This window comes from Pseudomonas sp. LF-5, assembly GCF_037626295.1.
GTDB lineage: Bacteria > Pseudomonadota > Gammaproteobacteria > Pseudomonadales > Pseudomonadaceae > Aquipseudomonas > Aquipseudomonas monsensis.
The window spans coordinates 114097-140440 of the sequence record NZ_JARKMT010000008.1 but is presented as its reverse complement, the minus strand read 5'-3'; the positions used below and the strand labels follow the sequence as shown (position 1 = coordinate 140440).

General features: G+C 60.2%; 20 protein-coding genes. 11 read left to right on the top strand and 9 right to left on the bottom strand.

Features of this window, described 5'->3' with window-relative positions:
- Window positions 1-61: 61 nt before the first annotated feature.
- Together PseuLF5_RS21200 and PseuLF5_RS21195 are read right to left on the bottom strand one after the other, a co-directional pair.
- The gene (locus tag PseuLF5_RS21200; RefSeq protein WP_123464003.1) at window positions 62-367 is read right to left on the bottom strand and encodes a DUF6482 family protein; all 306 of its coding nucleotides are present in this window, start codon (window positions 365-367) and stop codon (window positions 62-64) included.
- 135 nt (window positions 368-502) lie between these two features.
- A complete protein-coding gene (locus PseuLF5_RS21195; protein WP_003228371.1) occupies window positions 503-991 on the bottom strand; it encodes a TIGR00645 family protein in 489 nt (162 codons plus the stop codon).
- Between the two features lie 175 nt (window positions 992-1166).
- Here PseuLF5_RS21195 and PseuLF5_RS21190 point away from each other — a divergent pair, with 175 nt between their 5' ends.
- Window positions 1167-2999: a hypothetical protein gene (locus PseuLF5_RS21190; RefSeq protein ID WP_340134713.1), complete on the top strand. Its 1833-nt coding sequence runs from the start codon at window positions 1167-1169 to the stop codon at window positions 2997-2999.
- A 6-nt stretch (window positions 3000-3005) separates the two neighbouring features.
- Here PseuLF5_RS21190 and PseuLF5_RS21185 read toward each other — a convergent pair whose 3' ends face one another.
- Together PseuLF5_RS21185 and PseuLF5_RS21180 are read right to left on the bottom strand one after the other, a co-directional pair.
- Window positions 3006-3335: a PA4575 family protein gene (locus PseuLF5_RS21185; RefSeq protein WP_123463999.1), complete on the bottom strand. Its 330-nt coding sequence runs from the start codon at window positions 3333-3335 to the stop codon at window positions 3006-3008.
- Window positions 3336-3645: 310 nt separating this feature from the next.
- Window positions 3646-6084 carry a Lon protease family protein gene (locus tag PseuLF5_RS21180; protein ID WP_123463997.1) on the bottom strand — a complete coding sequence of 813 codons (2439 nt, stop codon included), beginning with the start codon at window positions 6082-6084 and terminating at the stop codon, window positions 3646-3648.
- 301 nt (window positions 6085-6385) lie between these two features.
- On the opposite strand from PseuLF5_RS21180, the gene PseuLF5_RS21175 reads away from it, so the two are divergent.
- The 4 genes from PseuLF5_RS21175 to PseuLF5_RS21160 all read left to right on the top strand — a co-directional run bounded on the left by PseuLF5_RS21175 (window position 6386) and on the right by PseuLF5_RS21160 (window position 10074).
- Window positions 6386-6874 carry a DUF3015 domain-containing protein gene (locus tag PseuLF5_RS21175; RefSeq protein ID WP_007909797.1) on the top strand — a complete coding sequence of 163 codons (489 nt, stop codon included), beginning with the start codon at window positions 6386-6388 and terminating at the stop codon, window positions 6872-6874.
- A gap of 266 nt (window positions 6875-7140) precedes the next feature.
- Window positions 7141-8994 (top strand): Lnb N-terminal periplasmic domain-containing protein, encoded by a 1854-nt coding sequence (locus PseuLF5_RS21170; protein WP_340134712.1) that lies wholly within the window; start codon window positions 7141-7143, stop codon window positions 8992-8994.
- Between the two features lie 158 nt (window positions 8995-9152).
- Window positions 9153-9509 carry a hypothetical protein gene (locus PseuLF5_RS21165; RefSeq protein WP_222834264.1) on the top strand — a complete coding sequence of 119 codons (357 nt, stop codon included), beginning with the start codon at window positions 9153-9155 and terminating at the stop codon, window positions 9507-9509.
- A gap of 70 nt (window positions 9510-9579) precedes the next feature.
- Window positions 9580-10074 (top strand): GreA/GreB family elongation factor, encoded by a 495-nt coding sequence (locus tag PseuLF5_RS21160; RefSeq protein WP_128616064.1) that lies wholly within the window; start codon window positions 9580-9582, stop codon window positions 10072-10074.
- Here PseuLF5_RS21160 and gdhA read toward each other — a convergent pair.
- Both gdhA and ettA read right to left on the bottom strand, forming a co-directional pair.
- Entirely contained in the window at window positions 10071-11408 is a 1338-nt protein-coding gene (gdhA, locus tag PseuLF5_RS21155) for an NADP-specific glutamate dehydrogenase (protein ID WP_123463990.1), read from the bottom strand. The two genes, PseuLF5_RS21160 and gdhA, sit on opposite strands and share 4 nt — an antisense overlap.
- 348 nt (window positions 11409-11756) lie before the next feature.
- A complete protein-coding gene (gene ettA / locus PseuLF5_RS21150) occupies window positions 11757-13421 on the bottom strand; it encodes an energy-dependent translational throttle protein EttA (protein ID WP_186748043.1) in 1665 nt (554 codons plus the stop codon).
- 295 nt (window positions 13422-13716) lie between these two features.
- Between ettA and morA the strand changes: the two genes are divergently transcribed.
- The 5 genes from morA (at window position 13717) to PseuLF5_RS21125 (ending at window position 22224) form a co-directional block, all read left to right on the top strand.
- Window positions 13717-17565, top strand: coding sequence for a cyclic di-GMP receptor MorA (morA, locus tag PseuLF5_RS21145; RefSeq protein ID WP_340134711.1), 3849 nt, complete (start codon window positions 13717-13719; stop codon window positions 17563-17565).
- Between the two features lie 295 nt (window positions 17566-17860).
- Window positions 17861-19114: a serine hydroxymethyltransferase gene (glyA, locus tag PseuLF5_RS21140; RefSeq protein ID WP_123463984.1), complete on the top strand. Its 1254-nt coding sequence runs from the start codon at window positions 17861-17863 to the stop codon at window positions 19112-19114.
- Window positions 19115-19392: 278 nt separating this feature from the next.
- Window positions 19393-20706, top strand: a complete 1314-nt coding sequence (locus PseuLF5_RS21135; protein ID WP_340134709.1) for a C4-dicarboxylate transporter DctA — start codon at window positions 19393-19395, stop codon at window positions 20704-20706.
- Window positions 20707-20789: 83 nt separating this feature from the next.
- Window positions 20790-21494 (top strand): FadR/GntR family transcriptional regulator, encoded by a 705-nt coding sequence (locus PseuLF5_RS21130; protein WP_123463980.1) that lies wholly within the window; start codon window positions 20790-20792, stop codon window positions 21492-21494.
- 19 nt (window positions 21495-21513) lie between these two features.
- Complete coding sequence (locus PseuLF5_RS21125) at window positions 21514-22224, top strand: GntR family transcriptional regulator (protein ID WP_222834260.1); 711 nt, start codon at window positions 21514-21516, stop codon at window positions 22222-22224.
- A 116-nt stretch (window positions 22225-22340) separates the two neighbouring features.
- Here PseuLF5_RS21125 and yjiA read toward each other — a convergent pair whose 3' ends face one another.
- The 3 genes from yjiA to PseuLF5_RS21110 all read right to left on the bottom strand — a co-directional run bounded on the left by yjiA (window position 22341) and on the right by PseuLF5_RS21110 (window position 25751).
- Window positions 22341-23312 carry a GTPase gene (gene yjiA, locus PseuLF5_RS21120; protein ID WP_128614448.1) on the bottom strand — a complete coding sequence of 324 codons (972 nt, stop codon included), beginning with the start codon at window positions 23310-23312 and terminating at the stop codon, window positions 22341-22343.
- A gap of 159 nt (window positions 23313-23471) precedes the next feature.
- The gene (locus PseuLF5_RS21115) at window positions 23472-23669 is read right to left on the bottom strand and encodes a YbdD/YjiX family protein (RefSeq protein ID WP_003228401.1); all 198 of its coding nucleotides are present in this window, start codon (window positions 23667-23669) and stop codon (window positions 23472-23474) included.
- A 15-nt stretch (window positions 23670-23684) separates the two neighbouring features.
- Window positions 23685-25751, bottom strand: a complete 2067-nt coding sequence (locus tag PseuLF5_RS21110) for a carbon starvation CstA family protein (protein ID WP_123463975.1) — start codon at window positions 25749-25751, stop codon at window positions 23685-23687.
- A 159-nt stretch (window positions 25752-25910) separates the two neighbouring features.
- Here PseuLF5_RS21110 and PseuLF5_RS21105 point away from each other — a divergent pair, with 159 nt between their 5' ends.
- Window positions 25911-26279 carry a PilZ domain-containing protein gene (locus PseuLF5_RS21105; protein ID WP_128614450.1) on the top strand — a complete coding sequence of 123 codons (369 nt, stop codon included), beginning with the start codon at window positions 25911-25913 and terminating at the stop codon, window positions 26277-26279.
- Window positions 26280-26344 lie beyond the last annotated feature (65 nt).

Here is a 26344-nt window from a genome sequence, read left to right as displayed (position 1 = left end):
GCGCCCGGAACCAAAAGGGCGAGCAGACTAGCACAGATGCCGAACCTGTGTGTGGCAGGCCCTACAGGGCCGAGCGCCAGGCAAGCGGCACTTTCAGGCTCTCATCAACGCTGCCACCCAGGCCGCACATTTCATCGTGCACCGAGGTGTGTACAAGGTTGAACGGCAGCAATGGAAAGTTATGCAGCAGATCCCGCGCATGCTCCACTGATCGCAACGTCAGCATGTTGCCTTTGAGATCACTCAACGGATACGCCGCCCCGTGCATCCGCGCTTCCAGCAGATAAATCCCGCCTTCCATGGAGATCAGGTTCAGCTCATCAACCTTCCTGGCGATGGCAAACGCATTCAGCTCTTGCAGGTTCATGAACGCACCTCACGCAGTGGCGAATCAGGACCTCTACAGGGATATGCCCGCGCGCACCAAAGCACAAGCCACAAACGACACCGCCCGTCTGTTTCGCAACAGACGGGCGGTGTTTTGGCAGTGATCAATTAATGATCAGTGCTTGGTGACCTTGTCCAGATAACCCATGGCGAACGCCGAGATCACGAAGGTCATGTGGATGATCACGTACCACATCAGGTGCTCGGGATCGACGTTCTTGGCGTCCATGAAGATGCGCAACAAGTGGATCGAGGAAATCGCCACGATCGACGCCGCCACTTTCATCTTCAGCGACGAAGAGTCCATGGTGCCCAGCCAGTTGAGCTTTTCCTTGTTGTCGTCGATGTCCAGCTGCGAGACGAAGTTTTCGTAACCGGAAATCATCACCATCACCAGCAGGCCGCCAACCAGCGCCATGTCGATCAGCGAGAGCAGCACCAGGATCAGGTCCGATTCGGCCATCGAGAACACGTTGGGGATGACGTGGAAGACTTCCTGGAAAAATTTCAGTGCCAGCGCCAGCAACCCGAGGGACAGGCCGAAGTAGATCGGCGCCAGCAGCCAGCGCGAGGCGTACATTGCGTTTTCGAAAAAGCGTTCCATTGAATCTCACACAAGGGGGGGTTGTAATCGGGGGCGAGTATAACAGCCAGCTGTGACAGCCAGAAACCGCCCGGCTCGCACCTCCGATCACCGCGACCTGCGTGTGTGTGCGATTTTTTTTCTGCTACTGTCCAAACCATTGACCGCCTAGCGAAAGTGGACAGGACGACTGGAAATGGATGTGCGATTACCGTTGAAGACTGCCGGAATTTGCCTCGCTCTGCTGCTGGGTGGCTGCTCTCCCGGCGAAGAGCAAAAACCCTCGGTCAGCCTCGACGCGAAGACGGCAACGTTCGAACACTCACTGGACGCCATTACCGACCCGAAACTCAAGGATGCCGTAACCGAACTCGGCGGCTCACTGCTGCTGCTCGAACGCGCGCGACTCAAGCTCGACAGCACCGAGCTGAAAACCGTCCACGGCGAAGACACCCTCGGCATCCTCAAGCACTACCCTTCCCCACAGGCGCTGGTCGATACGCTCATCAACGGCCTGTTCGTGCTGCACAAGGACGCCAGCTCCGATTACCTCACCGACCTGCAACCGGTATTCCCCTTCAACCTCAACGCTCCCGGTGGCTTCCCGTTCCCCCATGGCGTGGAATGGCAATCGGTGACATTGAGCAACAAACGCGTGATCGCCTGGCAGCCGGAGTGGTCGGAAACCGACCCGGGCATCCAGCTCAGTCCTTCCAGCTCCAACGTCACCCACCCCGATGACCTGACCGTCACCTACCCGTTCATCGACGGTCTGAACGTGGACAAGAAAACCCAGCCGCAACCGGTGAGCCTGCAAGGCAAGGTCGAAGTCATCACCCCGCGCCGCCTGTTCAGCTTCAACCTGAGCCAGAAGGACGTCGGCCAGACTCGCACCGACGACAACCTCAGCGTCACCCTGCTGAAACTGGAAAAGAACTACGCCGAAGTCGAATTCAGTAACAGCCTGCCACTGGCCCCCGAGGTCCAAGGGGTACAGCTCAATCCGTTGATCGTTCAGGCCCGCGACAGCACCGGGCAATACCTGGTGCGCGCCGGTTCGATCAACGAGAGCCCGGCACAAGTGGCCTTCTACGAGAAACAACTGGCGCATCTGCAACAGCAGACAACCTGGAGCGAAACCCTGGAAAAACAGCTCGAGGACGACCAGCAGGCCTTCGAGCAACAGCACCCGCGCCGTTACAACAAGGTCTACTTCAACGGCCCTGTCGAGACCCTGGAAGTCAGCGTGCTCGATTTCTCATCGGCGACCGTGACCCGCAAGGCGCTGGACCTGCCGGTGCGCACGTTCAGTCAGCACACCACGGAAAAAGCCATCCAGCCGCTGGACCCGGCGGTGGTGGTCTATGACGATCTGGCGCCGAACTGGCTCAAGGGCGCGAGCCTCACCGAGGAAGCGTTGAAGGCCGGCATCCGCATCCATCAGTCGGTGGAGGATCCGAGCGCTGCACGCATCGAGTTCTCTCACCGGCGGACCTTCAACGATGAGCTGCTCGGCGATGATTTCAGCCCGGGTGAAAGCCCGGTCACGTTCTTCACCGAGAAACGCAGCGGCAAACTCGATGAGCCGATCGAACTGCCGCCCGAGGCGTATCAAGTCGATCCGCTGCAGGCGACCATCACTTACGATTTGAACCTGTTCCCGGAAACCCCGGCGATTGCCGTGGGTTCGATGCCGTTGTTTCTCGCCAGCGTGGAGAAAAAATCCTACGACGCCAAGTCGCTGCCCAAAGGCCTGGAGATCAAGAACAACACGCTAGTGGTCGACCTGAAACAGTTCCCGGCCAACGCCTGGCGATTCTTCGTCAAAGACGACAGCGGCAACTACCTGAAACAGATTCTGTCGGTCAGTCATGACGCGAGTGCGGAAGGTCCGGCGCTGTTCGGCGTGCATTACTTCTATGGCCATCCAACGCACGTGGAGACCTATCAGCGAACTGAACTCAATACCGTGCAATACGGTTTTGAGGTCAAACTCGACAAGGCGCAGTTGCCCGACACTGCGCCGTGATTGCGCCTAATGGTCGAACATGCCGACCGTACGCCCACGCCCACCATTAATCTGACGAAGTTGGGCTTGCAGGTGCAGGCTCCAGATCTGCGGATCGTCGGCCAGTTCGTAACCATGCATCGTCAGGCTTTCGACGATGGTGTCGAGAATCGACTCGGCGGCGACCGGCCCATGAAACGGGCCCTGGGCCTTGATGGCGGAAGGTTGTTCACCGGCCATGCCGGCAGCGAAGAGCAAGGTCCACATGCCGTTATCGCCGGCCAACGGCTTGATGGCGCACTCGATACGGGTCACAAGACCCAGGCATTGACGGGTGAGGCAGAGGTTGCGCGACATGGCGGCGACCCTCGGTAAAGCCGGTGTTCAGCCCTCACGCGAAGGCTGTTTCGATCCAGTGATACTGTCGATGTCCTTGAGCTGAGAATAGAAGAAAAGTCTGCCGAGCAAGCCGCATAGAACCAGAAGGCGCCGAATGGTCATTGTGTGAATATTGACGTCAGAGTAGTGGCACTTTTCCCGAAGATCACCGCAAAAACAAATGCAGGAGTGAGCCTGCTCGCGATAGCGGTGTATCAGTCAAAGTCACAGTGACTGATGATTTGCTATCGCGAGCAGGCTCACTCCTACAGTTTGCCCGGGTTAAGGCTTATGCCGGTTTGGCCTCTGCCAACGCCTCCTGCGCCAGCTCCTTCTCGGCCTCTTTCAGGTCCTCTTCGCTGATCATCTCGGCAATCACCCGCAGACGCTCCACCACCCGCGCGTTGACGCTGCCTTCGGGGAACTGACCGTCAGCATCCGGTGCACCGGCCGGTTCACCGACCAGCAGGCTCAACGCCTCGTCCGCCTGACGCACGGCGTACACGTGGAACTGCCCGGCGCGCACCGCCGCCAGGACCTTTTCGTCGAGCATCAGCGTGGCGACGTTGGCCTGCGGAATGATCGCGCCCTGCTCGCCGGTCAGCCCGCGTGCTTCGCAGAGGCGGAAGAAGCCCTCGATCTTCTCGTTGACCCCGCCGACCGCTTGTACTTCGCCAAACTGGTTGATCGAACCGGTGATCGCGAAGCACTGCTTGAGCGGGGTTTTCGACAGCGCCGAAATCAGCGTGCACGCCTCGCCCAGCGACGCACTATCACCATCGACATAACCGTAGGACTGCTCCAGGGCGATACTCGCGGAAATCGCCAACGGGAATTCCTGCGCGTAACGGCTGCCCAGATACCCGGTGAGGATCATCACGCCTTTGGAGTGGATCGGCTGGCCAAGGTTGACCTCGCGCTCGATGTCGACGATGCCGCTGCCGCCCGGATACACAGTGGCGGAGATACGCGCCGGCACACCGAACGCCGAATCGCCGACTTCCAGCACGGTCAGCCCGTTGCATTTACCGACCGCCGCGCCGTCGGTGTCGATCAGGATGATCCCGGCGAGCATGTCGTCGAGAATCCGCGCCGACACCCGCCCGGTACGCGTGGCTTTGGCTTTCAGTGCGCGCTCGATATGCCCGGCGTCGGTCATTTCATCGCCGGCCAGGTGACGGATGAAATCCGCTTCGCTGACCAGTTGGAACAGATCGCCGATACGCGCCGACAAACGTCCCTGATGCTCGGCCAGCCGCGCGCTATAGGTCGCCAGACGGGCCACCGCATCGGCGGTCAGCGGCGCCATGCCTTCTTCCGACGTGCGGGTTTTCAGCAACTGGGCAAATTGCTCCAGGCTTTCGTCGACCATCGGGATGTCTTCGTCGAAATCGACCAGCACGCGGAACATCTCCTGGAAGTCCGGATCGAGATCCTGCAGCGTGTAATACAGCTGCCGCGCGCCAATGATGATGACTTTGACCTGTAACGGAATGTGCTGCGGGTTGAGGGTCATGGTCGCGAAACGGCCCATCTCCCCCAGAGGCGATTCCATTTTCAGCTTGCGCGATTGCAGGGCGCGTTTCAGCGCATCCCACACGAACGGCTCGCTGAGCATTTTTTCCGCTTCCAGAATCAGGAAGCCGCCATTGGCGCGGTGCAGCGCCCCCGGACGCAACTGCCGATAGGTGGTGTAGAGCGCCCCCTGATCAGTGGTGTACTCGATGCGGCCGAACAGGTTTTCGTAGGTCGGGTGCGGCTCGAACACCACCGGCGCACCGCCGCTGGCCGGATGCCCGACCACCAGGCTCGGGGCGTATTGCTCTTCGAGCAGCTTGCGCGCAACGGCGTCGGTCTTGCTGTCGTCGACCAATTGCTCGACCACGGTTTTCAGCAGATATACCTGCATGGCTTGCAGGTAACCGCAGACCGCAGCGTTCTCCGCGTATTTCTCCGACAGCGGCGAGAGCAATGGCTGCAAGGCCAGGGTGATGGTTTCTTCGTTGAGCTGACGCAGTTGATTGTTCGATTCACGCTTCCACTGCGGCAGGCTGGCGAGTTCTTCGTTCAGGCGCTCCTCGAGGCCGGAGATGTCATCGTGGAAACGCTCGCGATCGGCTTCCGGCAACTGCGCGAACTCCGCCTCGTCCAGCGCCTTGCCGTCGAGCATCGGGGTGAAGGCGATGTTGCTGCTGTCGCGGTACAGGGCGACGTCTTTTTCCAGAGCCAGACGCTCGATGATGTCGAGGGCCTTGTCATAGCGCTGATTGAAAGCGCGGTCGATGGCGCTTTTCTTTTGCTGGTAGGACGGGTGCTCGAACACTGCCGGAAACGTCGCCAGCAGGTTGTCGATCAGACCGTTGATGTCGCCGATGAACGAACCGGCAGTGCCCGATGGCAACTCCAGTGCGCGCGGCTCGCGCGGTTCATCGAAATTGTTCACGTAAACCCAGTCCGCCGGGGTCTGCAGGCGTTTGCCTTCGGCTTTCAGGTAGCGTTTGACGAACGAGAAGCGCCCGGTGCCGGGCTCGCCCATGACAAAGACGTTGTAACCGGGGCGTGGCATGGCCACACCGAACTGCAAGGCTTCGACCGCGCGTTCCTGGCCGAGCACACCGCGAAAGGGCTCCAGATCATTGGTGGTAGTGAAGCTGAACTGTTCAGCGGAAAACGGACGAGTCAGCGCTTCGGGCGCTATACGCAGGCTGGCAGCAACAGGATCAGGCATCGGACTTCCTTAACAATCAGGCGGGGCAGATAGCGGCATTCTGGCGCCGCCCGTGCCCCACTGGCAAGGCGCGCCATCTGCCAAAGCATAGACAACCGGCCCTCTGCGCAGCAGGTTCCCTGAAACCGGGGCTATTACCGAATCTTTTGTAAAAAATCACGGAACCGTTAGAACGTGCCTAAACTCCAAACTGCGCGGCTGGAACTAATACTGGCCCACTGGCTTCGTTTGGGTCTGTTTCGTACAGAGCTTGGGGGGCCAGAACCCTGTCCATTGGTATGCACACAAAGAGAACAAAGATATGAAACGGATTCTTCTCGGTACTCTCTTCACCGCTGTATCCATCAACGCAATGGCGCAAGCCCCGGGCGGCCCGGATTGCGGTTGGGGCAACATGCTGTTCGAAGGTCAGCGTGGCACCCCGGCGCACTTCCTCGCTTCCACCACCAACGGCACTTCCGGTAACGCCACGTTCGGCATGACGTCCGGCACCAACGGTTGCTCCACCAACGCGTCGCTGACGTACGGCGGCAAATCCTGGTTCGCCATGAATGGCATGATGAACGAACTGTCCGAAGACATGGCCAAAGGCAACGGCGAAGCGCTGACGACTTATGCCGTGGTACTGGGTGTGGCGCCGGAAGACCGTGCGCACTTCGCTGCCGTCACTCACGAACACTTCCAGCAGATCTTCAGCAAGGCTGACGTGACCGCTGAAGACGTGCATACCAACACTCTGGCCGTGCTGAAATCAGACCCACGTCTGGCCAAGTACGCGACTCAGGCTTAAGCTCGACCCCGCCCGCTTCCTTCGGGAAGCGGGTTTTGTTTTTGAATGCAATCAGTTCGCTGTGACGCTGAACCTGTGGCGAGGGGATTCATCCCCGTTCGGCTGCGAAGCCGTCGCCAAACCCGTGCATGCTCTGTATCTGATGCATTGGGAATTCAGGTTCCGGGGCCGCTTCGCAGCCCAACGGGGATGAATCCCCTCGCCACAGGGTGGAGTGATTACACCCCGATCCGGGTTTTATTTTCTTTCGACTTAAGTTGCCACCTATGCTCAAACGCCTTGCCTGGCTGGCGCTCTGTGTCTGCGCCCCGCTATCCGCCGCGCCTCACATCGACCCTCAACGTTTGCAGCAACTGGCCAATGATCGTTTCTGGATTTCCCTCGGTCACTACGAAACCGCCAAGCTTGGCGGCTGGCGCAGCTATGTCAGCGACAAGAAGTTCTTCCTCGCGCCCGATGGCAACGAACACCCCGACCGTGAACTGGCCGCCACCGTGCAAGCGCTGTACGCTCCGGCCAGTCTCGGCGAACAACACGCGCAGTGCGTCTACCCGGCGCGCACGCGCTGGCTGAAGGCACAGCTCAACCTCAGCGATCTGCCGACGCCGGAATGCGCCGAATACAAAAAATGGTTCAAGGATGTCTCGCCGCACAGCGCGGTGATGATTTTCCCGGCGGCTTATCTCAACAGTCCTTCGTCGATGTTCGGCCACACCTTGCTGCGCATCGACCAGGCTGATGTGCAAGCCGACAAGACTTCACTGCTGAGTTACGCGATCAACTTCGGCGCCTACATCGAAGGCTCGGACAACAGCATCCTCTACGCCTGGAAAGGCTTGATGGGCGGCTATCCGGGGCTGTTCGCGCTGGTGCCCTATCAGGAAAAACTCTCCGAATACCGCAGCCTGGAAAACCGCGACTTGTGGGAGTACCGGCTGAACCTGACGCAGGAAGAAACCGCACGCATGGTCGAACATGTGTGGGAGCTGAAGCAGATCCAGTTCGACTATTTCTTCTTCGACGAAAACTGCTCGTATCGCCTGCTTGAGCTGCTGCAAGTGGCACGGCCGAGCCTGCGCCTGACCGAACAATTCCCGTTGACCGCCATCCCCACCGACACGGTCAAAGCGGTGAAGGAAGCCGGGCTGGTGGAAAGTATCGAGTACCGCCCGTCCCGCGAGCGTGAATTGCTCAGCCGTGCCGAGCCGTTGACCAGTGACGAACAGCAATGGGTGCTGAAAGTCAGTGCCGATCAACAGGTGTTGCAGGACCCGGCGTTCAAAACGCTGCCCCGTGACCGCCAAGCATTGATCATCGACGCGGCATATCGCCTGGAGCGCTACCGCGCCAACGGTCAGGAACGCGACTCGCAACGGGCACAGCGCAGCTTCGAACTGCTGCGGGCGATCAACAAGAATCCGGCGCCGGAGCTGGACATCCCGCAACCCGGCCTGCCCGAGGACGGCCACGAATCGCGCACCTGGCAGGCCGGTCTCGGCACCCGAGGCGACCGCGCCTTCGGCGAATACGGCTTGCGCATGGCTTACCACGACCTCAACGACAACGCCGAGAGCTTCCCGCTCGGCGCGCAGATCGAGATCCTGCAGATGAAACTGCGCCAGTACGAAGGCAACCAGTGGCAGTTCCAGCAACTGGATCTGGCGACCATCCGCTCGCTGACCCCGCGCAATGAGTTGTTGCAGCCGTTGTCATGGCAAGTCACCGGCGGCCTTGAGCGTGTGCCCGGCAAGCACGATGACGAAACCCTGGTCAGCCACGTCAACGGTGGCGGTGGCGGCACCTGGCAACTGGGCGAAGACATGCTCGGCTTTGCCCTCGGCACCGTGCGCATCGAGCACAACAATGACTTCGCCGGTTTCATCACCCCGGCGGCCGGTTTCAACAGCGGCGTGCTGTGGAAAAACCCGCTGGGCAATCTCAGCGTCGAGGCCAAGGGCGATTACTTCACCAACGGCGAAGTGCGCCGCAGCCTGAGCCTGAACCAGCAGTGGGAGCTGTCGCGCAACCTCGGTTTGCGCCTGAGTGCGCAGCGTGAGTTCAGCCATCTCGCGACCCCGGAAACAGAGGTCATGCTTGAAGTGAAGTGGTATCACTACTGATCTGAAGCCCGACAAACTCCCCCTGTGGGAGCGAGCCTGCTCGCTCCCACATTTGGTCTTGTGGTGTTAATGGATTTTTCACGGGGCTTCGACAGCCGTGTCATGAATCAGCTTCTAGACTTTCCCCATAAGCCGGACAACCGGCGCGGGAGAGTGCGATGTGGCGGTGTGCGGGACTGTTGGGTGTTGTGCTGTTACTGGGCGGTTGCCAGACCACCCATGAAGATTTGATCGCCAGAGGTTATCCACCGGCCTTCGCCGATGGCTTTGACGATGGTTGCGTCAGCGGACGGCAAGCCGCCGGCTCGATCAGTGGCGAGTTTCGCAAGAACGTGCCGCGCTATCTCAAGGACAAACAATACGCCGAAGGCTGGACCGACGGCTTTCGCCAGTGTCAGGCGATGCTGGAGAACAAGGATCGCGAGGCGTATCGCAACGAGCACTGGGACGAACGCGAGCGTGCCTGGCAGCAGCAGAAAGATCAGGACGCCGGACGAGCCTATCGCTCGCAATAGGTCGTTTCCAGACATCCAGTGAAACCAAATGCCGGCGACCATGGACCAATTCCTATCACAGGAGGACACCATGAGCCGCGCTTTCGTCAACGAAGACAACGCCGCCGCGCAAGCCGATCAGCCCGTCGAACGGCAGGTCAGCGCGCAGCCCAATTACGTCACACCACAAGGCCTGGCACAGTTGCAGGCCAAAGTCGCCGACTTGCAGACCCTGCACGCCGAACAATCAGCCAAAGGCGAGCAGGCCGACAAGCAGCGTCTGGCCGATCTGGAACGGGATCTGCGCTATTTCAATCAGCGCCTGAGCAGTGCGCAGGTCGCCGCCCCTGCGACGTCCACCGACAAGGTGCAGATCGGCAGCTGGGTGACTTATGCCGACGAACACAACACCGAACGCCGAGTGCAACTGGTCGGCGAAGATCAGGCCGACGCCAGTCAGGGCCTGATCAACTGGGCCTCGCCGTTGGGCCGGGCCTTGCTCGGTGCCCGGCTCAATGACGAAGTGCTGTGGCAGCGCCCCGCTGGCGATCAGATGATCGAAGTGATCCGCATCGAAGCGGGTTAAACCACGCCTTGGGCGAGCATCGCATCGGCGACTTTGACGAAGCCGGCGATGTTCGCGCCTTTGACGTAGTTGACCTGGCCGTTCTCTTCACCGTAATGCACACAGGCGTGGTGGATCGACTGCATGATCGCGTGCAGCTTGCTGTCCACCTCACCCGCCGTCCACAGCAGGCGCATGGCGTTCTGCGACATCTCCAGACCGCTCACCGCAACCCCGCCGGCGTTGGACGCCTTGCCCGGCGCAAACAGAATGCCGGCCTCGATGAAGATATCCACAGCCGCAAGCGTCGTCGGCATGTTGGCGCCTTCGGCCACGCACACGCAGCCGTTGCGCAGCAGGGTTCGTGCAGCTTCGGCGTCGAGTTCGTTCTGGGTGGCGCAAGGCAGCGCGATGTCGCAGGCCAGCGACCACGGCAGCTGCCCGGCGCGGAATTCCAGGCCAAACGCGGTCGCCAGCTCGCTGATGCGTCCGCGCTTCACGTTCTTCAACTCCAGCAATGCCAGCCATTGCTCTTCGCTCAGGCCGGACTCGCAGTACAACGTGCCTTCGGAATCGGACAAGGAAATCACTTTGCCGCCGAGATCCATGACCTTGCGCGCCGCGTACTGGGCGACGTTGCCCGAACCGGAGATCGCCACGCGCTTGCCTTCGACGGCCTGCCCGCGGCGCTTGAGCATTTCTTCAGCGAAATACACACAACCGAAACCGGTGGCTTCCGGGCGAATCAGGCTGCCGCCGTAGGTCATGCCCTTGCCGGTCAACACGCTGGTGAACTGGTTGCTCAGGCGTTTGTACTGGCCGAACAGGAAACCGATCTCCCGCGCACCGACGCCGATATCGCCGGCCGGCACGTCGACGTCGGCGCCGATGTGGCGGTACAACTCGCTCATGAACGCCTGGCAGAAACGCATGACTTCGGCATCGCTCTTGCCCTTTGGATCGAAGTCCGAACCGCCCTTGCCGCCGCCCATGGGCAGCGAGGTCAGGGAGTTCTTGAAGGTCTGTTCGAAGGCGAGAAACTTCAGCACGCCCATATTCACCGAAGGATGGAAGCGCAAGCCGCCCTTGTACGGGCCGATGGCGCTGTTCATTTGAATACGGAAACCGCGATTGACCTGGACCTTGCCCTGATCGTCGACCCACGACACACGGAACACCACTGCGCGCTCCGGCTCGCAGATGCGCTCCAGAATGCCCGACGTCAGGTAACGCGGATTGGCTTCGAGAAACGGCCACAGACTGCGCAAGACTTCTTCGACGGCCTGGTGGAATTCGGGTTGATCCGGGTCGCGTTTTTTCAACCGGGCGAGGAAGGATTCGACGGATTCGATCATGGGAAAAGTCTCGGCAAATTTATTGTCGTTGGAAGCGATTGAGCCGGACTGTAGCAAACGATTTGCGCACAGGAACAGCGCAAAATGTCGCAGTTATGAAATTAAATGGTGCACAGGATATAAATCAGGCGGTTTTTTGGGCTTTTTGCACCTGTATGGTGATTCTAAATTTGAGTTATGCACCAACAGTTATACCGCCTTCGCGAGCAAGCTCGCTCCCACATTTGAAATGCGTTCCCCTGTGGGAGCGAGCTTGCTCGCGAAGGGGTCGCGACTCGGTCCCGCTGACAAAACCCGGGCAAAAAAAACGGAGCCCGAAGGCTCCGCTCTTTATGCAACCAACCCGAATCAGGCCAGTTTTTTGTGGCGTACCCGGTGTGGCTGGGCAGCCGCTTCGCCGAGGCGCTTTTTGCGGTCGGCTTCGTACTCGGTGTAGTTGCCTTCGAAGAACACCGCTTGCGAGTCGTCTTCGTACGCCAGGATGTGGGTCGCGACGCGGTCCAGGAACCAGCGATCGTGAGAGATCACAATGGCGGCGCCCGGGAAGTCCAGCAGGGCTTCTTCCAGGGAACGCAGGGTTTCAACGTCGAGGTCGTTGGACGGTTCGTCGAGCAGCAGGACGTTGCCGCCCTCCTTCAGGGTCAGCGCCAGGTGCAGGCGACCGCGCTCACCACCGGACAGGTCCTTGACGAACTTCTGCTGGTCGCCGCCCTTGAAGTTGAAGCGACCGACGTAGGTGCGCGACGGGATCTCGTAGTTGCCGATGCGGATCTGGTCGGAACCGTCGGAGATCTGCTGGAACACGGTCTTGCTGCCGTCGAGGTCTTCACGGCTCTGGTCCACGCAGGCCAGTTGCACGGTTTCGCCGACTTCGATGGTGCCCGAATCCGGCGTTTCCTTGCCCATCAGCATGCGGAACAGGGTCGACTTACCGGCACCGTTACCACCGATCACGCCGACGATGGCGCCTTTCGGCATGGAGAACGACAGGTTGTCGATCAGCACGCGATCGCCGTAGCCCTTGGTGACGTTCTTGAATTCGATGACCTTGTCGCCCAGGCGCGGACCGGCCGGGATGTAGATCTCGTTGGTTTCCGAACGCTTCTGGAATTCCTGCGACTGCATTTCTTCGAAGCGTTGCAGACGTGCCTTGGATTTCGACTGGCGGGCCTTGGCGCCTTTGCGCACCCACTCCAGTTCTTCCTTCATGGCTTTTTCGTGAGCCGACTGCTGCTTGGATTCGGCCGCCAGACGATCGGATTTGGCTTCCAGCCAACCCGAGTAGTTACCCTCGTAAGGAATGCCCGCGCCGCGGTCGAGTTCCAGAATCCAGCCAGCAACGTTGTCCAGGAAGTAACGGTCGTGCGTGATCGCAACCACGGTACCCGGGAAGTCGTGCAGGAAGTGCTCCAGCCAGGCTACGGAGTCGGCATCCAGGTGGTTGGTCGGTTCGTCGAGCAGCAGCATGTCCGGGGCGGACAGCAGCAGACGGCACAGGGCCACACGGCGCTTTTCACCACCGGACAGGTGTTCGACTTTTGCGTCCCAGGCCGGCAGGCGCAACGCATCGGCAGCAACTTCCAGTTGACGCTCGAGGTTGTGACCATCGCTGGCTTGCAGGATCGCTTCGAGCTTGGCCTGTTCGGCAGCCAGCTTGTCGAAGTCGGCATCCGGATCGGCGTAAGCGGCGTACACCTCGTCCAGACGCGCTTGCGCATCCTTGATCACGCTGACTGCTTCCTCGACCACTTCACGCACGGTCTTGGCCGGATCCAGTTGTGGCTCTTGCGGCAGATAACCGATGTTCAGGTCCGGCATCGGACGGGCTTCGCCCTCGAACTCGGTGTCGACGCCAGCCATGATTTTCAGCAGCGTGGATTTACCCGAACCGTTGAGGCCGAGTACGCCGATCTTGGCGCCAGGGAAGAACGACAGCGAAATGTTTTTCAGAATTTCCCGCTTCGGCGGAACAACTTTGCCCAGCCGATGCATGGTGAAGACGTATTGAGCCATGGAGAACCTTGGGTCAGTGACAGATGAATGATTGGAGCGCAGGCGATGCCCGGCCAGACCGATGCGCGTCGTTCACTAGACCACTTGATGGCCATCAATGCGTGCGCGCTGAAAAAAGTCTGATTCTAGGAGCTGGAACGCTCCCGCGTAACCGGCAAAGCTACCTTAATGACCGGTGGCAGTCCAGCCGAGCGGGGCTGGCACTTCGCCACAACTCAAGGCATGCTAGCCGCCCTTTGGGCGTCCGGCTTATAGTGCACGTCGCGCCAGTCCAGCCAAATCGCAGGATTACAGCTTGTCCAACGTCACTCCGCCAGCCTCTGTGAGCAGCCTCCAACCGGCGCCCGGCTCGCCCCTGCGCGGAACATTGAAGGGCGCGCTGGCGACTCTGGTGCTTTTATTGCTGGCCTTGCTGTTCTGGCAACTGCTCGATCAACTGCGTGAAACCCAGAAAAACCAGCGCCAGTACACCATCGACTACACCGCCGATCTCGCTTCGCAGGTCAGCCTGAACATGGCGCTGAACGCGCAAATCGCCCTCAACCTGCTACCGATCGTCGAACAACCGCAATCGGCCGACGAACAGCAGGCCCTGCTGCGCAAGCTGCAGCGTTCGCTGCCGGACCTGCGCAGCATCGCGCTGCTCAGCCCTTCCGGCAGAATCATCAGCGACAGCACCGCCAACAGTGCTGACGCCGACTACCTCACCGAACTGGTGCGCCGCAGTCATTCGCAAGCCCATTATTTCAGCAACGCCGATGACGGGTCGGTGGTGCACCTGTTACTGCATCAGGCCAGTGGCAGCACCCGCGGCTATTGGGCCCTGCGTCTGACGCCGACATTTTTCGATTCTCTGACCAAACAGAACGAAGCCGGAGCACGGCCCCTGTGGCTGGTGGAAAACCGCGTCAACCATCAGATCATCAGCCGCGACGAAGCCCTGCCCGCAGCCAAGCCCGGTGTCCTGACACCGGACGATCTGGCCAACACCGTGCTGACCGTGCCGCTGAGCAGCAGCGACTGGCAGTTGCGTGGTCTGTTCGATCGGCAGCGCGTGCTCGAAGAACTGCTACCGGCGTTCATCGGCAAATGCCTGTTGGGCCTGGCCTTCTCGATGTTGCCGGTGATCGCGCTGCTGAACATGCGCCGTCGCCAGCGTCAGGTGCATGAAGGGCGTCGGCGTTATCAGGATATTTTCGAAGGCACCGGCGTCGCGCTGTGTGTGCTGGACCTGTCCGGGCTCAAGCAATTCTTCGACAGGGCGCAGATTCAGACCAGCGATCAGCTCAAGGCCTGGCTCGACCAACCGGTGCAACGCCAGCAACTGCTGCAGGAATTGCGCGTCACCGAGGTCAACCAGGTGGCGCTGCAACTGCTCAACGTCAATTCCTGCGAACACGCCTGGCAGCTGTTGATTGACGGCCATCCGCACTACCACTGCGCGATCGGCAATCAGGTGCTCGACGCCGTCCTGCAGCAGCAAAAACAGCTGGAACTGGAAGCCAAACTGCCGAACAGCAACGGCCGCGACCAGCACCTGTGGATGGTATTGCGCCTGCCGCAGGAACAGCACGACTACAAAGCGGTGATCCTCAGCATCAACGACATCACCAGCCGCAAGCTGATCGAGCTGTCGTTGCTGGAGCGCGAAGGTTTCTGGTCGGACGTGGTGCGCACCGTGCCGGATCATCTGTACGTGCAAGACGTGATCAGCCAGCGGATGATTTTCAGCAACCACCACCTCGGCCAGACCCTCGGTTACAACCGCACCGAACTGCATCAGATGGGCGAGTACTTCTGGGAAATCCTCCTGCACCCGGAAGACGCCGATTACTACCACCGTTCGCGGCAGATGCAGCGGCACGCCGGCTACAGCCAGTTGCTGCAATGCCAGTTGCGTTTCCGTCATCGTGACGGCAAGTGGCGGCGTTTCGATATTCGCGAGCAGGCGCTGGCCCGGGACAAACACGATCAGGTCACGCGGATCATCGGCGTGGCCAAGGACATCACCGAACAGATCGAGGCCAGTGAATCCCTGCGCGACAGCGAACAGCGCTACCGCATGCTCGCCGAAAGCATCAGCGACGTGATTTTCTCCACCGACAGCAAGCTGTCGCTGAACTACGTCAGCCCGTCGGTGCAGGCAGTGCTGGGCTACGACGCCGAGTGGATTTTCCAGAACGGCTGGCAATCGACCATCGCCAACCCGCAACAGCTGAGCGGCATTTACTCCCTGATGGACCGGGTCAGCAAAGCGCTCGACAAGCCTGAACAACTGGCCTTGCTGCGCAACCAGGTGCAGACCCAGATGTTCCTGTTCGATTGCCTGCGCGCAGACGGCCGCAAGATCCCGATCGAACTGCGCCTGGTGCTGGTGTGGGACGAACACGGCGCGTTCGAAGGCGTGCTCGGCGTCGGCCGCGACATCAGCCAGCAACGCCGCGCTGAAAAAGACCTGCGCATGGCCGCTACGGTATTCGAACACTCGACGTCGGCGATCCTGATCACCGACCCCGCCGGCTACATCGTGCAGGCCAACGAAGCCTTCAGCCGGGTCAGCGGTTACGCCGTGTCGGAGGTGCTCGATCAGTTGCCGAACATGCTCACCGTCGACGAGCAACAGGACGCGCACCTGCGCTACGTGCTCAAGCAATTGCACCAGCACAGCACCTGGGAAGGCGAAGTCTGGCTCAAGCGCCGTAACGGCGAGCATTACCCGGCGTGGGTCGGCATCACTGCGGTACTCGACGATGAAGGCGACCTCGCCAGTTACGTGTGCTTCTTCAGCGACATCAGCGAGCGCAAGGCCAGCGAACAGCGGATTCACCGCCTCGCCTACTACGACGCCCTGACCCATCTGCCAAACCGCACGCTGTTCCAGGATCGCCTGCACACCGCACTGCAATCGGCCGAACGGCAGAAGTCGTGGGTGGTGCTGATGTTCCTCGACCTCGACCGCTTCAAGCCGATCAACGACTCCCTCGGCCACGCCGCCGGCGACCGCATGTTGAAAGACATGGCCACGCGCCTGCTGGCCTGCGTCGACGATGACGACACCGTGGCGCGCATGGGCGGCGACGAATTTACCTTGCTGCTGCAACATCGCTCCAGCCGCGAAATGGCCTTGAACCGGGCGATTCATGTCGCCGAGCAGATCCTCGCCAGCCTGGTGCGGCCGTTTGTGCTCGAAGGTCGCGAATTCTTTGTCACCGCGAGTATCGGTATCGCCCTGAGTCCGCAGGACGGCAACGAACTCAGCCAGTTGATGAAGAACGCCGACACCGCGATGTACCACGCCAAGGAACGCGGCAAGAACAATTTCCAGTTCTACCAGGCCGACATGAACGCCAGTGCGCTGGAACGTCTGGAGCTGGAAAGCGACCTGCGCCACGCCCTCGAACAGAACGAATTCGTCCTGTATTATCAGCCGCAATTCAGCGGCGACGGCAAACGCCTGACCGGCGCCGAAGCGCTGCTGCGCTGGCGTCATCCGCGTCGCGGGCTGGTGCCGCCGGGGGATTTCATTCCGGTGCTGGAAGAGCTAGGGCTGGTGGTAGACGTGGGCGACTGGGTGATCAGCGAGGCCTGCCGTCAACTCAAGACCTGGCACCAGAGCCGGGTGCGGGTGCCGAAGGTCTCGGTGAACATTTCCGCGCGACAGTTCTCCGATGGCCAGCTCGGCACGCGGATCGCCACGATCCTGCGCGAAACCGGCCTGCCGCCGGCGTGCCTGGAACTGGAACTGACCGAAAGTATCCTGATGCGCGAAGTCAGCGAGGCGATGCAGATTCTCGCCGGCCTGAAAAACCTCGGCCTGAGCATTGCGGTCGACGACTTCGGCACCGGTTATTCATCGTTGAACTACCTCAAGCAATTCCCGATCGACGTGCTGAAGATCGACCGTACCTTCGTCGATGGCTTGCCGTCCGGTGAACAGGACGCGCAGATTGCCCGGGCGATCATCGCCATGGCCCACAGCCTGAACCTGGCGGTGATCGCCGAGGGCGTGGAAACCCATGAGCAACTGGACTTCCTGCGCGAGCACGGTTGCGATGAGGTGCAGGGCTATCTGTTCGGCCGGCCAATGCCGGCGAGCCGGTTTGAGGCGCAGTTCAGTAACGACGCCCTCTTCATGTTCGACTGAAACCTTCGGGTGTTGCTGCTGACCTCATCGCTGGCAAGCCAGCTCCCACAGGGATGGATGGCGATCACGAAATCCTGCGGCCACTCCGGTTCCCCGAGGACTTGCCGTGGATCAATATTCTCCGATTGAAACACAGACATTGTGGGAGCTGGCTTGCCAGCGATGGGGCCGGCAGATGCACCGCACATCTGTCATGAATGCCACTTGTCTGCGACATGATGTCGTTTCATATGCCATCCAAAACCCATTGAGTTAGAATGCCCCCCTTTTCTGCCCCCGATCCTTGAGGACCGCCATGTTCAGCCGTGATTTGACTATTGCCAAGTACGACGCCGATCTCTTTGCCGCCATGGAGCAAGAAGCTCAGCGCCAGGAAGAGCACATTGAGCTGATCGCTTCGGAAAACTACACCAGCCCTGCGGTGATGGAAGCTCAAGGCTCGGTACTGACCAACAAGTACGCCGAAGGCTACCCGGGCAAGCGCTACTACGGTGGTTGCGAGTACGTCGACGTTGTTGAGCAGCTTGCAATTGATCGTGCAAAAGAGCTGTTCGGCGCCGATTACGCCAACGTTCAGCCGCACGCCGGTTCGCAAGCCAACGCCGCGGTCTACCTGGCCCTGCTGCAAGGTGGCGACACCATCCTGGGCATGAGCCTGGCCCATGGTGGTCACCTGACCCACGGCGCCAGCGTGTCGTCCTCCGGCAAGCTGTACAACGCGGTGCAGTACGGCATCGACGCCAACGGCCTGATCGACTACGACGAAGTCGAGCGTCTGGCCGTTGAGCACAAGCCGAAAATGATCGTGGCCGGTTTCTCTGCCTACTCGCAGATCCTCGACTTCCCGCGCTTCCGTGCAATCGCTGACAAAGTCGGTGCCTACCTGTTCGTCGACATGGCTCACGTAGCCGGTCTGGTCGCCGCTGGCGTCTACCCGAACCCGGTGCCTTTCGCTGACGTCGTGACCACCACCACCCACAAGACCCTGCGCGGTCCACGTGGCGGCCTGATCCTGGCGCGCGCCAACGCCGAGATCGAGAAAAAGCTGAACTCCGCAGTATTCCCGGGCGCCCAGGGTGGCCCGCTGGAGCACGTGATCGCCGCTAAAGCGATCTGCTTCAAGGAAGCGCTGCAGCCTGAGTTCAAGGCTTACCAGGAACAAGTGGTGAAGAACGCCCAGGCCATGGCCGAAGTGTTCATCGCGCGCGGTTTCGACGTAGTCTCCGGCGGTACCAAGAACCACCTGTTCCTGCTGTCGCTGATCAAGCAGGACATCTCCGGTAAAGACGCCGACGCCGCTCTGGGCAAAGCGTTCATCACCGTGAACAAGAACTCCGTGCCTAACGATCCACGCTCGCCATTCGTCACTTCCGGCCTGCGTTTCGGTACCCCGGCTGTGACCACTCGCGGCTTCAAGGAAGCAGAGTGCAAAGAGCTGGCCGGCTGGATCTGCGACATCCTGGCTGACCTGAACAACGAAGCGGTGATCGACGCCGTGCGTGAGAAAGTCAAAGCCATCTGCAAGAAACTGCCGGTGTACGGCGCTTAATTGCGACGTTAAACCCGCAGCATGAAAAAACCGGCCAGTGATGGCCGGTTTTTTTTCGCCTGCAAAAAATTTTCAAACCCGTGAATGGCTCAAGAACGCGGCATTGCCCCTGACTGGTCAGACCGGTCATGCCAATTCGTCATTTTTCACTTGCGATCCCGCCAAAACCAATCCTAGACTGCGCCTGCACTGGACATACCGGTAAGACCACAATAATTAAGTCCTGAATCTGATGCGCCCCGCGCACGGCAGCCAGGACACCGACCAGGATTCCTCCCATGCTCAGATGGTGCTCGCGTTCAATCTTCCTCCAAGTGGTTCTCGGATTGGTGCTTGGCATCGTCTGCGGGCTGACCCTTCCCGAATACTCTGCTCAGCTCAAACCGCTCGGCGACGGCTTCATCAAACTGATCAAGATGCTCATCGGCCTGATCGTGTTCTGCGTGGTGGTCAGCGGTATCAGCGGCGCGGGTGATCTGAAAAAGGTCGGGCGCATCGGCCTCAAATCGGTGATCTACTTCGAAGTGCTGACCACCCTCGCGTTGGTGATCGGCCTGGTATTCGCCTTCAGCACCGGCATTGGCAGCGGCGCGAATATCCATCTTGAACAATTGTCTGCCGCCGACATGGGCGACATCGCCGAACGCGGTCAACACATACACACCACCACCCAGTTCCTGATGGATTTGATTCCGACCTCGGTGCTCGGCGCCTTCGCCGACAACAACATCCTGCAAGTGCTGCTGTTCTCGGTGTTGTTCGGCAGTGCCTTGAATCTGGTCGGTGAAGCAGCATCCGGGATCTCGCGACTGATCAACGAACTGAGCCATGTGATTTTCCGGATCATGGGCATGATCGTGCGTCTGGCGCCAATCGGGGTGTTCGGCGCCATTGCTTTCACCACCAGCAAATACGGTCTCGATTCGCTGCAACACCTGGGCAGTCTGGTCGGCCTGTTCTACCTGACCTGCATGGCGTTCGTCAGCGTGATTCTGGGTCTGGTGATGCGTGCGTCCGGCCTGCGTCTGTGGCCGTTGCTGAAATACCTGCGCGAAGAATTGCTGATTGTCATGGGCACCGCCTCCTCCGACGCCGTGCTGCCACAAATCATGCGCAAGCTTGAACATCTCGGCATTGGCAGCTCGACGGTCGGCCTGGTGATCCCCACTGGCTACTCGTTCAACCTCGACGGTTTTTCGATCTACCTGACCCTGGCGATTGTGTTTATCGCCAACGCCACCGGCACACCACTGGCCATGACCGACTTGCTGACCATTCTGCTGGTGTCGCTGATCACCTCCAAAGGCGCCCACGGCATTCCCGGCTCGGCACTGGTGATTCTGGCGGCCACGCTGACGGCGATTCCGGCAATCCCGGTGGTCGGTCTGGTGCTGGTCCTGGCCGTGGACTGGTTCATGGGCATCGGCCGCGCACTGACCAACATGATCGGCAACTGTGTCGCCACCGTGGCCATCGCCCGTTGGGAAAAGGACATCGACGTGCAACGCGCAAACAAAGTACTCAGCGGTCAGCAGGGCTACACCTTTCAACCGCGTAAAACAGCAACTCCGGCGCACCAGCAAGAGTTCTGATTTAACTCCTGCAGGAGCTGCCGCAGGCTGCGATCTTTTGATCTTCGTTTGCCGGCTCCTGACGGGCACATGGAGCAAGACAAGTGATTACCACATCAACCGTCGTCAACTCAGTCGTAGAAAAACTGCGCAGCGCCCTCGCCCGTGGCCAGTGGCGCTCCGGCGAGATGCTGCCGGGCCAGCGCGAACTGGCCGAGCAACTGGGCATCAGCCGCCCAAGCCTGCGCGAAGCGGTCATCGTCCTGGAAACCCTCGGCCTTGTACGCTCGATGCCGGGCAAAGGCGTGGTCGTGCTCGATGCGCAAATGAGCGACAGCCAGAATCACGACAGCGCAGTCGCCGGCGCCAGCCTCGAAGACGTGCTGCAACTGCGCTACACCCTGGAACCGTTCATCGTCGGTCTGGTGGCGCAGTCGATCAGCAGCAAGGAAGTCGGGCAACTGCGCCTGACCTTGATGGACATGCGCGAAGCGCTGGAAGCGGGCGACAGCGAAGCCGGAGTCAGCGCCTACATCGCCTTTCACGAAGAATTGTTCACCCTGACCTCCAACCCGATCTTCCAGAGCGTGGTGCAACAGACCAGCAACGCCCTCAAGCAAAGCGCCGAAGTGCTGCGCAATTCGCCCGAACACTTGGCCGAACGCCTGGAAGAAAACGAGGCGGTGGTACGCGCCATCCGCAGCAAGAACAGCGCCCAGGCCAGCGCCGAAATGCGTCGGCACATTCTGCGTGAGGGCCAGCGGATGGGTATCGAACTGAATATTCCGGATGACCACTTGAGTCGCTGACCCCTACTGGAGACAGGCCATGAACAGTTTTGCCGCAGCGTCGCCCACTCGCCAGCCCCCGACGCCCCTGCCCTTCTCCCGCCCGCGCGCACCGGCGGCGGATCTGTATCCGCGACTGTTCGATGCGATTCTCGAGCGGCGCATCCATTCGGCCAGCCGTTTTACCGAAGACAGCCTGAAAGACATGTTCGGCGCCAGCCGTGCAGACGTGCGCCGGGTACTGACCCAACTGTCACATGAGCACATCATCGTGCTGCGGGCCAATCACCGGCCACGGGTGGCGGAACCGGATCCGGAGCAGACACGGCAAGCTCTGCAGGCGCGGCGCCTGACCGAAAGCACGCTGGTGTATCTGGCCTGCCAGCGCCCGCAGGCAGACGCTTTGAAGCGCGTGCGCACGCTGATCGAGCGCGAGCGCCTGGCCGTCGAACAGGATCGGCGGGGGGCGGCGATTCGCTTGTCCGGAGAGTTTCATCTGCAGTTGGCGCAAATGGCGGGGAATGCCCCGCTGGCGCATTTTCTCGGCAGCCTGGTGCCGCTGACGTCATTGGCGATTGCGCGAAGTGAGCGCCAGACGCACAGCTGTTGCGCGTGGCAGGAGCATCTGGCGCTGATCGAGGCGGTGGAGCGAGGCGATGCTTCCACGGCCGGGATGCTGATGAATCGACATCTGGATCATCTTGAACAGGCACTGCTCGGTTCAGACCTTGAGCATTGTGCTGTCGGTTAGATCGCCTTCGCGAGCAAGCTCGCTCCCACAGTTGACCGCATTCCTCTGGACAGAATACGGTCTCCTGTGGGAGCGAGCTTGCTCGCGAAGAGGCCATCACTGACAACCAAGATCCATCAGGCAGAAGCCACTTTGGCAAACCCCGCCCGAATCTTCTCTTCCGGCAAATCATCGGCAATAAACACAATTACGCTTTCCCGCGCCTCACCCTCGGCCCATTCGGTATCCCAGTCGAAACCATAGAGTTTCAGCACGCCCTGAAACACCAGGCGCCGATCCTCACCAGCGATGTTCAGCACGCCTTTGTAGCGCAGCAATTGCTTGCCGTGGTCTTCCAGCAGCTCATTCATGAACTCGCTGAGCTGATCGATATCCAGCGGTTGCTCAGTGCGCAGCACCAGGCTGGAGATACGGTCGATGGAGGGCGCCTTGCTGACCGGACGCAGACTCACCCCGCCACCAAGATCAGCGTTGAGGTTGAAACCACGCACATCCAGCAGTTCAGCCAGATTGATGTTGCCATGCTCGACCACGCGGATCGGCGCACGACGGTTGATTCGCGTCAGGCGTTCGCTCAGCGCGGTGAACGTCGCCTCGTCCACCAGATCGGTCTTGCTCACCAGCAAGCGGTCGGCGAAACCGATCTGTGCCTGGGCGATGGTCTGGGTCAGGTGCAGATCGGCGTGGGCGGCATCCACCAGGGTAATGATGCCGTCAAGCAGGTAGCGCTCGCGCAGTTCTTCCTCAATAAAGAAGGTTTGCGCCACCGGGGCCGGGTCGGCCAGGCCAGTGCACTCGATCACCAGACGGTCGAAGGCGATTTCGCCGCTGTCCAGGCGTTCGAGCAGCAGGTACAGGGCCTTGGTCAGGTCAGTGTGAATGGTGCAGCAGACGCAGCCGTTGGCCAGGGTCATGACTTGCACCGGCTCATCACCCAGCAACTGAGTGTCGATGCCGGCGTCGCTGAATTCGTTTTCGATCACGGCGATTTTCAGGCCGTGCTCGGCTTTGAGCAGGTGCCGCAGCAAGGTGGTCTTGCCGGCGCCGAGAAAACCGCTGAGTACCGTTACGGGGATGGGAGAAGACAAAACTCGATCTCCTTCAAATGAATGAACAACACAAAAACAAATGTGGGAGCGAGCTTGCTCGCGAAAGCGGTGTGCCAGTCAAATTATTCATCAACTGACACTCCGTATTCGCGAGCAGGCTCGCTCCCACAGGGATTACCTCAACCTTGCGCTGTCAGCTCAACAGCACTTCGGCCCACCCTTGCCACCGTAACGGGCTTCCTGACGTTCGCGAAAGAACATCTCGTAGCTCATCACCGGTTTGTCCGGGTGTTTGGTTTGCATATGCTCGACGTAGGTGTCGTAGTCGGGCATGCCGACCATCAGGCGCGCGGCCTGACCGAGGTATTTACCGAGGCGACTCAGGTCATTGAACATGGTGCAATCCTCTGGTTACGCATCCGGCAGAGCCTGGAATGGCGATTCTTTATCCGTACGCTCTTTTTTGCCCCAGGCGGCGATGCCGACCTTGAGCGCGTAGAACAGGATGCTGAAGACCACGAACAGGAACAGCACGGTAAGCGTTGCGTTGGTGTAAGCGTTGAAGATCACGTGCTGCATCTGCTCAACGCTCTTCGCCGGTGCCAGCACCTGACCATTGGCCAGCGCATCGCTGTATTTCTTGGCCAGCGACAGGAAGCCGATCGCCGGGTTGGCGTCGAACAACTTGATGAAGCCCGCCGTGGTGGTGCAGATCAGCAGCCAGGTGGCTGGCAGCAGAGTGACCCAAATGTAGCGCTGGCGCTTCATTTTGATCAGGACCACGGTGCCGAGCATCAGCGCGATACCGGCCAGCATCTGGTTGGAGATACCGAACAGTGGCCACAAGGTGTTGATGCCGCCCAATGGGTCGATCACGCCTTGATACAGCAACCAGCCCCACATCGCCACACAACCGGCGGTGGCAATCAGGTTGGCGGTCCACGATTCGGTGCGTTTCAGCGCCGGCACAAAGGAGCCGAGCAAGTCCTGCAGCATGAAACGACCGGCACGGGTACCGGCGTCGACAGCGGTGAGGATGAACAGGGCTTCGAACAGGATCGCGAAGTGGTACCAGAACGCCATGGTGTTTTCACCCGGCAGGACACTGTGCAGGATCTGCGCGATACCGACCGCCAGGGTCGGCGCACCACCGGCACGGGCCAGAATGGTGGTCTCGCCGATGTCGTGAGCCACGGCTTGCAGCGCTTCCGGCGTGATCGCGAAGCCCCAGCTCGTGACCATTTGCGCCACTGACGCGGCATCACTGCCGACCACGGCGGCCGGGCTGTTCATGGCGAAGTACACGCCTGGCTCGATCACCGAAGCGGCAACCATGGCCATGATCGCCACGAACGACTCCATCAGCATGCCGCCGTAACCGATGTAACGGGCGTTGGTTTCGTTATCCAAAAGCTTCGGCGTGGTGCCCGAAGAAATCAGTGCATGGAAACCGGACACCGCACCGCAAGCGATGGTGATGAACAGGAACGGGAACAGACCGCCCTTCCACACCGGGCCGGTGCCGTCGACGAACTGGGTCAGTGCCGGCATTTTCAGCTCGGGCATGGTCACCAGAATGCCGATCGCCAAGGCGACAATGGTACCGATCTTGAGGAAAGTCGACAGATAGTCACGCGGCGCCAGAATCAGCCACACCGGTAGCGATGCAGCCACAAAGCCGTAACCGACCAGCATCCAGGTAATCTGCACGCCAGTGAAGGTGAACGCCTTGGCCCACACCGGATCAGCGGCAATCTGCCCACCGAGCCAGATCGACCCGAGCAGCAGCAATACGCCGACCACGGAGATCTCGCCGATGCGGCCCGGGCGGATGTAGCGCATGTAAATGCCCATGAACATCGCGATCGGGATGGTCGCCATCACGGTGAAGATGCCCCACGGGCTCTCGGCCAGCGCCTTGACCACGATCAGCGCCAGCACCGCGAGGATGATGATCATGATCAGGAAGCAGCCGAACAGGGCAATGGTGCCGGGGATACGGCCCATTTCCTCACGCACCATGTCACCCAGGGAACGGCCGTTGCGCCGGGTCGACATGAACAGGACCATGAAATCCTGCACAGCGCCCGCCAGCACCACGCCGGCAATCAGCCACAGCGTGCCGGGCAGATACCCCATCTGCGCCGCCAGCACTGGGCCGACCAGAGGCCCTGCGCCAGCAATCGCTGCGAAGTGGTGACCGAAAAGAATGTGTTTATTGGTCGGCACATAGTCCAGACCGTCGTTGTTGAGCACGGCGGGGGTGGCCCGACGCGGGTCGAGTTGCATCACGTTGTTGGCGATGAACAGACTGTAGTAACGGTACGCGACCAGATAAATGGCCACGGCAGCAACCACGATCCACAAGGCGTTGATCGCCTCTCCTCGGCGTAATGCCACTACGCCCAGGGCGCACGCTCCTACGATTGCCAGCACTAGCCAGGGTAAGTGGCGCAGCAGGCTATTATTATTTTTCATTTTATTATTCCAGCCAGGGTGGACAAGAAAGACAGCCACCCCGAGTTTAGCGCTACTGGCGCCAAAGGCCATACCCCGACATTGGTCTAGACGCTTGGTTGATTGGCAGGCACCCATTGGTCGGGTCTATAGTCAGCGAACTCTTCCGAGGATTGCGTCATGAGCGAACACCCAGCCAATCGCCGTCGCTTCAAACGTATTGCGTTCGATGCCAGAACCGAGCTGAGTCAGGGCCAATTCATCTGGCCGGTCAAGCTGATCGACCTGTCACTCAAAGGGCTGCTGATCGAGCGGCCCGAGCCGTGGCTGGGGAATGCGGAGCAGGATTTTTTCGTCGACATCCATCTGAGCGATGACGTCGATATCCAGATGGATGTGCATCTGGCCCATGAAGATCAGGGTCAGTTGGGCTTTGTCTGCCGGCATATCGGCCTGGAATCGATCCAGCGCTTGCGGCGGCTGATCGAGCTGAACCTGGCTGACGAAGCCGAACTGGAGCGCGAACTGGGTGCCCTGATCGAAATCTAGAATCCACAATTGAACCCTGTAGGCGCTGGCTGGCCAGCGCCTACAGGTTATGCGGTGGGTTCAAG

Excerpts from the sequence above, each read along its gene's own strand:
- gdhA (WP_123463990.1), bottom strand. The coding sequence starts at position 11,408 with ATGATCGAATCCGTCGAATCCTTCCTCGCCCGGTTGAAAAAACGCGAC.
- PseuLF5_RS21185 (WP_123463999.1), bottom strand. The coding sequence starts at position 3,335 with ATGTCGCGCAACCTCTGCCTCACCCGTCAATGCCTGGGTCTTGTGACC.
- ettA (WP_186748043.1), bottom strand. The coding sequence starts at position 13,421 with ATGGCTCAATACGTCTTCACCATGCATCGGCTGGGCAAAGTTGTTCCG.
- PseuLF5_RS21135 (WP_340134709.1), top strand. The coding sequence starts at position 19,393 with ATGCTCAGATGGTGCTCGCGTTCAATCTTCCTCCAAGTGGTTCTCGGA.
- glyA (WP_123463984.1), top strand. The coding sequence starts at position 17,861 with ATGTTCAGCCGTGATTTGACTATTGCCAAGTACGACGCCGATCTCTTT.
- PseuLF5_RS21115 (WP_003228401.1), bottom strand. The coding sequence starts at position 23,669 with ATGTTCAATGACCTGAGTCGCCTCGGTAAATACCTCGGTCAGGCCGCG.
- PseuLF5_RS21170 (WP_340134712.1), top strand. The coding sequence starts at position 7,141 with ATGCTCAAACGCCTTGCCTGGCTGGCGCTCTGTGTCTGCGCCCCGCTA.
- PseuLF5_RS21200 (WP_123464003.1), bottom strand. The coding sequence starts at position 367 with ATGAACCTGCAAGAGCTGAATGCGTTTGCCATCGCCAGGAAGGTTGAT.
- PseuLF5_RS21190 (WP_340134713.1), top strand. The coding sequence starts at position 1,167 with ATGGATGTGCGATTACCGTTGAAGACTGCCGGAATTTGCCTCGCTCTG.
- PseuLF5_RS21165 (WP_222834264.1), top strand. The coding sequence starts at position 9,153 with ATGTGGCGGTGTGCGGGACTGTTGGGTGTTGTGCTGTTACTGGGCGGT.
- PseuLF5_RS21195 (WP_003228371.1), bottom strand. The coding sequence starts at position 991 with ATGGAACGCTTTTTCGAAAACGCAATGTACGCCTCGCGCTGGCTGCTG.
- PseuLF5_RS21110 (WP_123463975.1), bottom strand. The coding sequence starts at position 25,751 with ATGAAAAATAATAATAGCCTGCTGCGCCACTTACCCTGGCTAGTGCTG.
- PseuLF5_RS21160 (WP_128616064.1), top strand. The coding sequence starts at position 9,580 with ATGAGCCGCGCTTTCGTCAACGAAGACAACGCCGCCGCGCAAGCCGAT.
- PseuLF5_RS21105 (WP_128614450.1), top strand. The coding sequence starts at position 25,911 with ATGAGCGAACACCCAGCCAATCGCCGTCGCTTCAAACGTATTGCGTTC.
- PseuLF5_RS21180 (WP_123463997.1), bottom strand. The coding sequence starts at position 6,084 with ATGCCTGATCCTGTTGCTGCCAGCCTGCGTATAGCGCCCGAAGCGCTG.
- PseuLF5_RS21175 (WP_007909797.1), top strand. The coding sequence starts at position 6,386 with ATGAAACGGATTCTTCTCGGTACTCTCTTCACCGCTGTATCCATCAAC.
- PseuLF5_RS21125 (WP_222834260.1), top strand. The coding sequence starts at position 21,514 with ATGAACAGTTTTGCCGCAGCGTCGCCCACTCGCCAGCCCCCGACGCCC.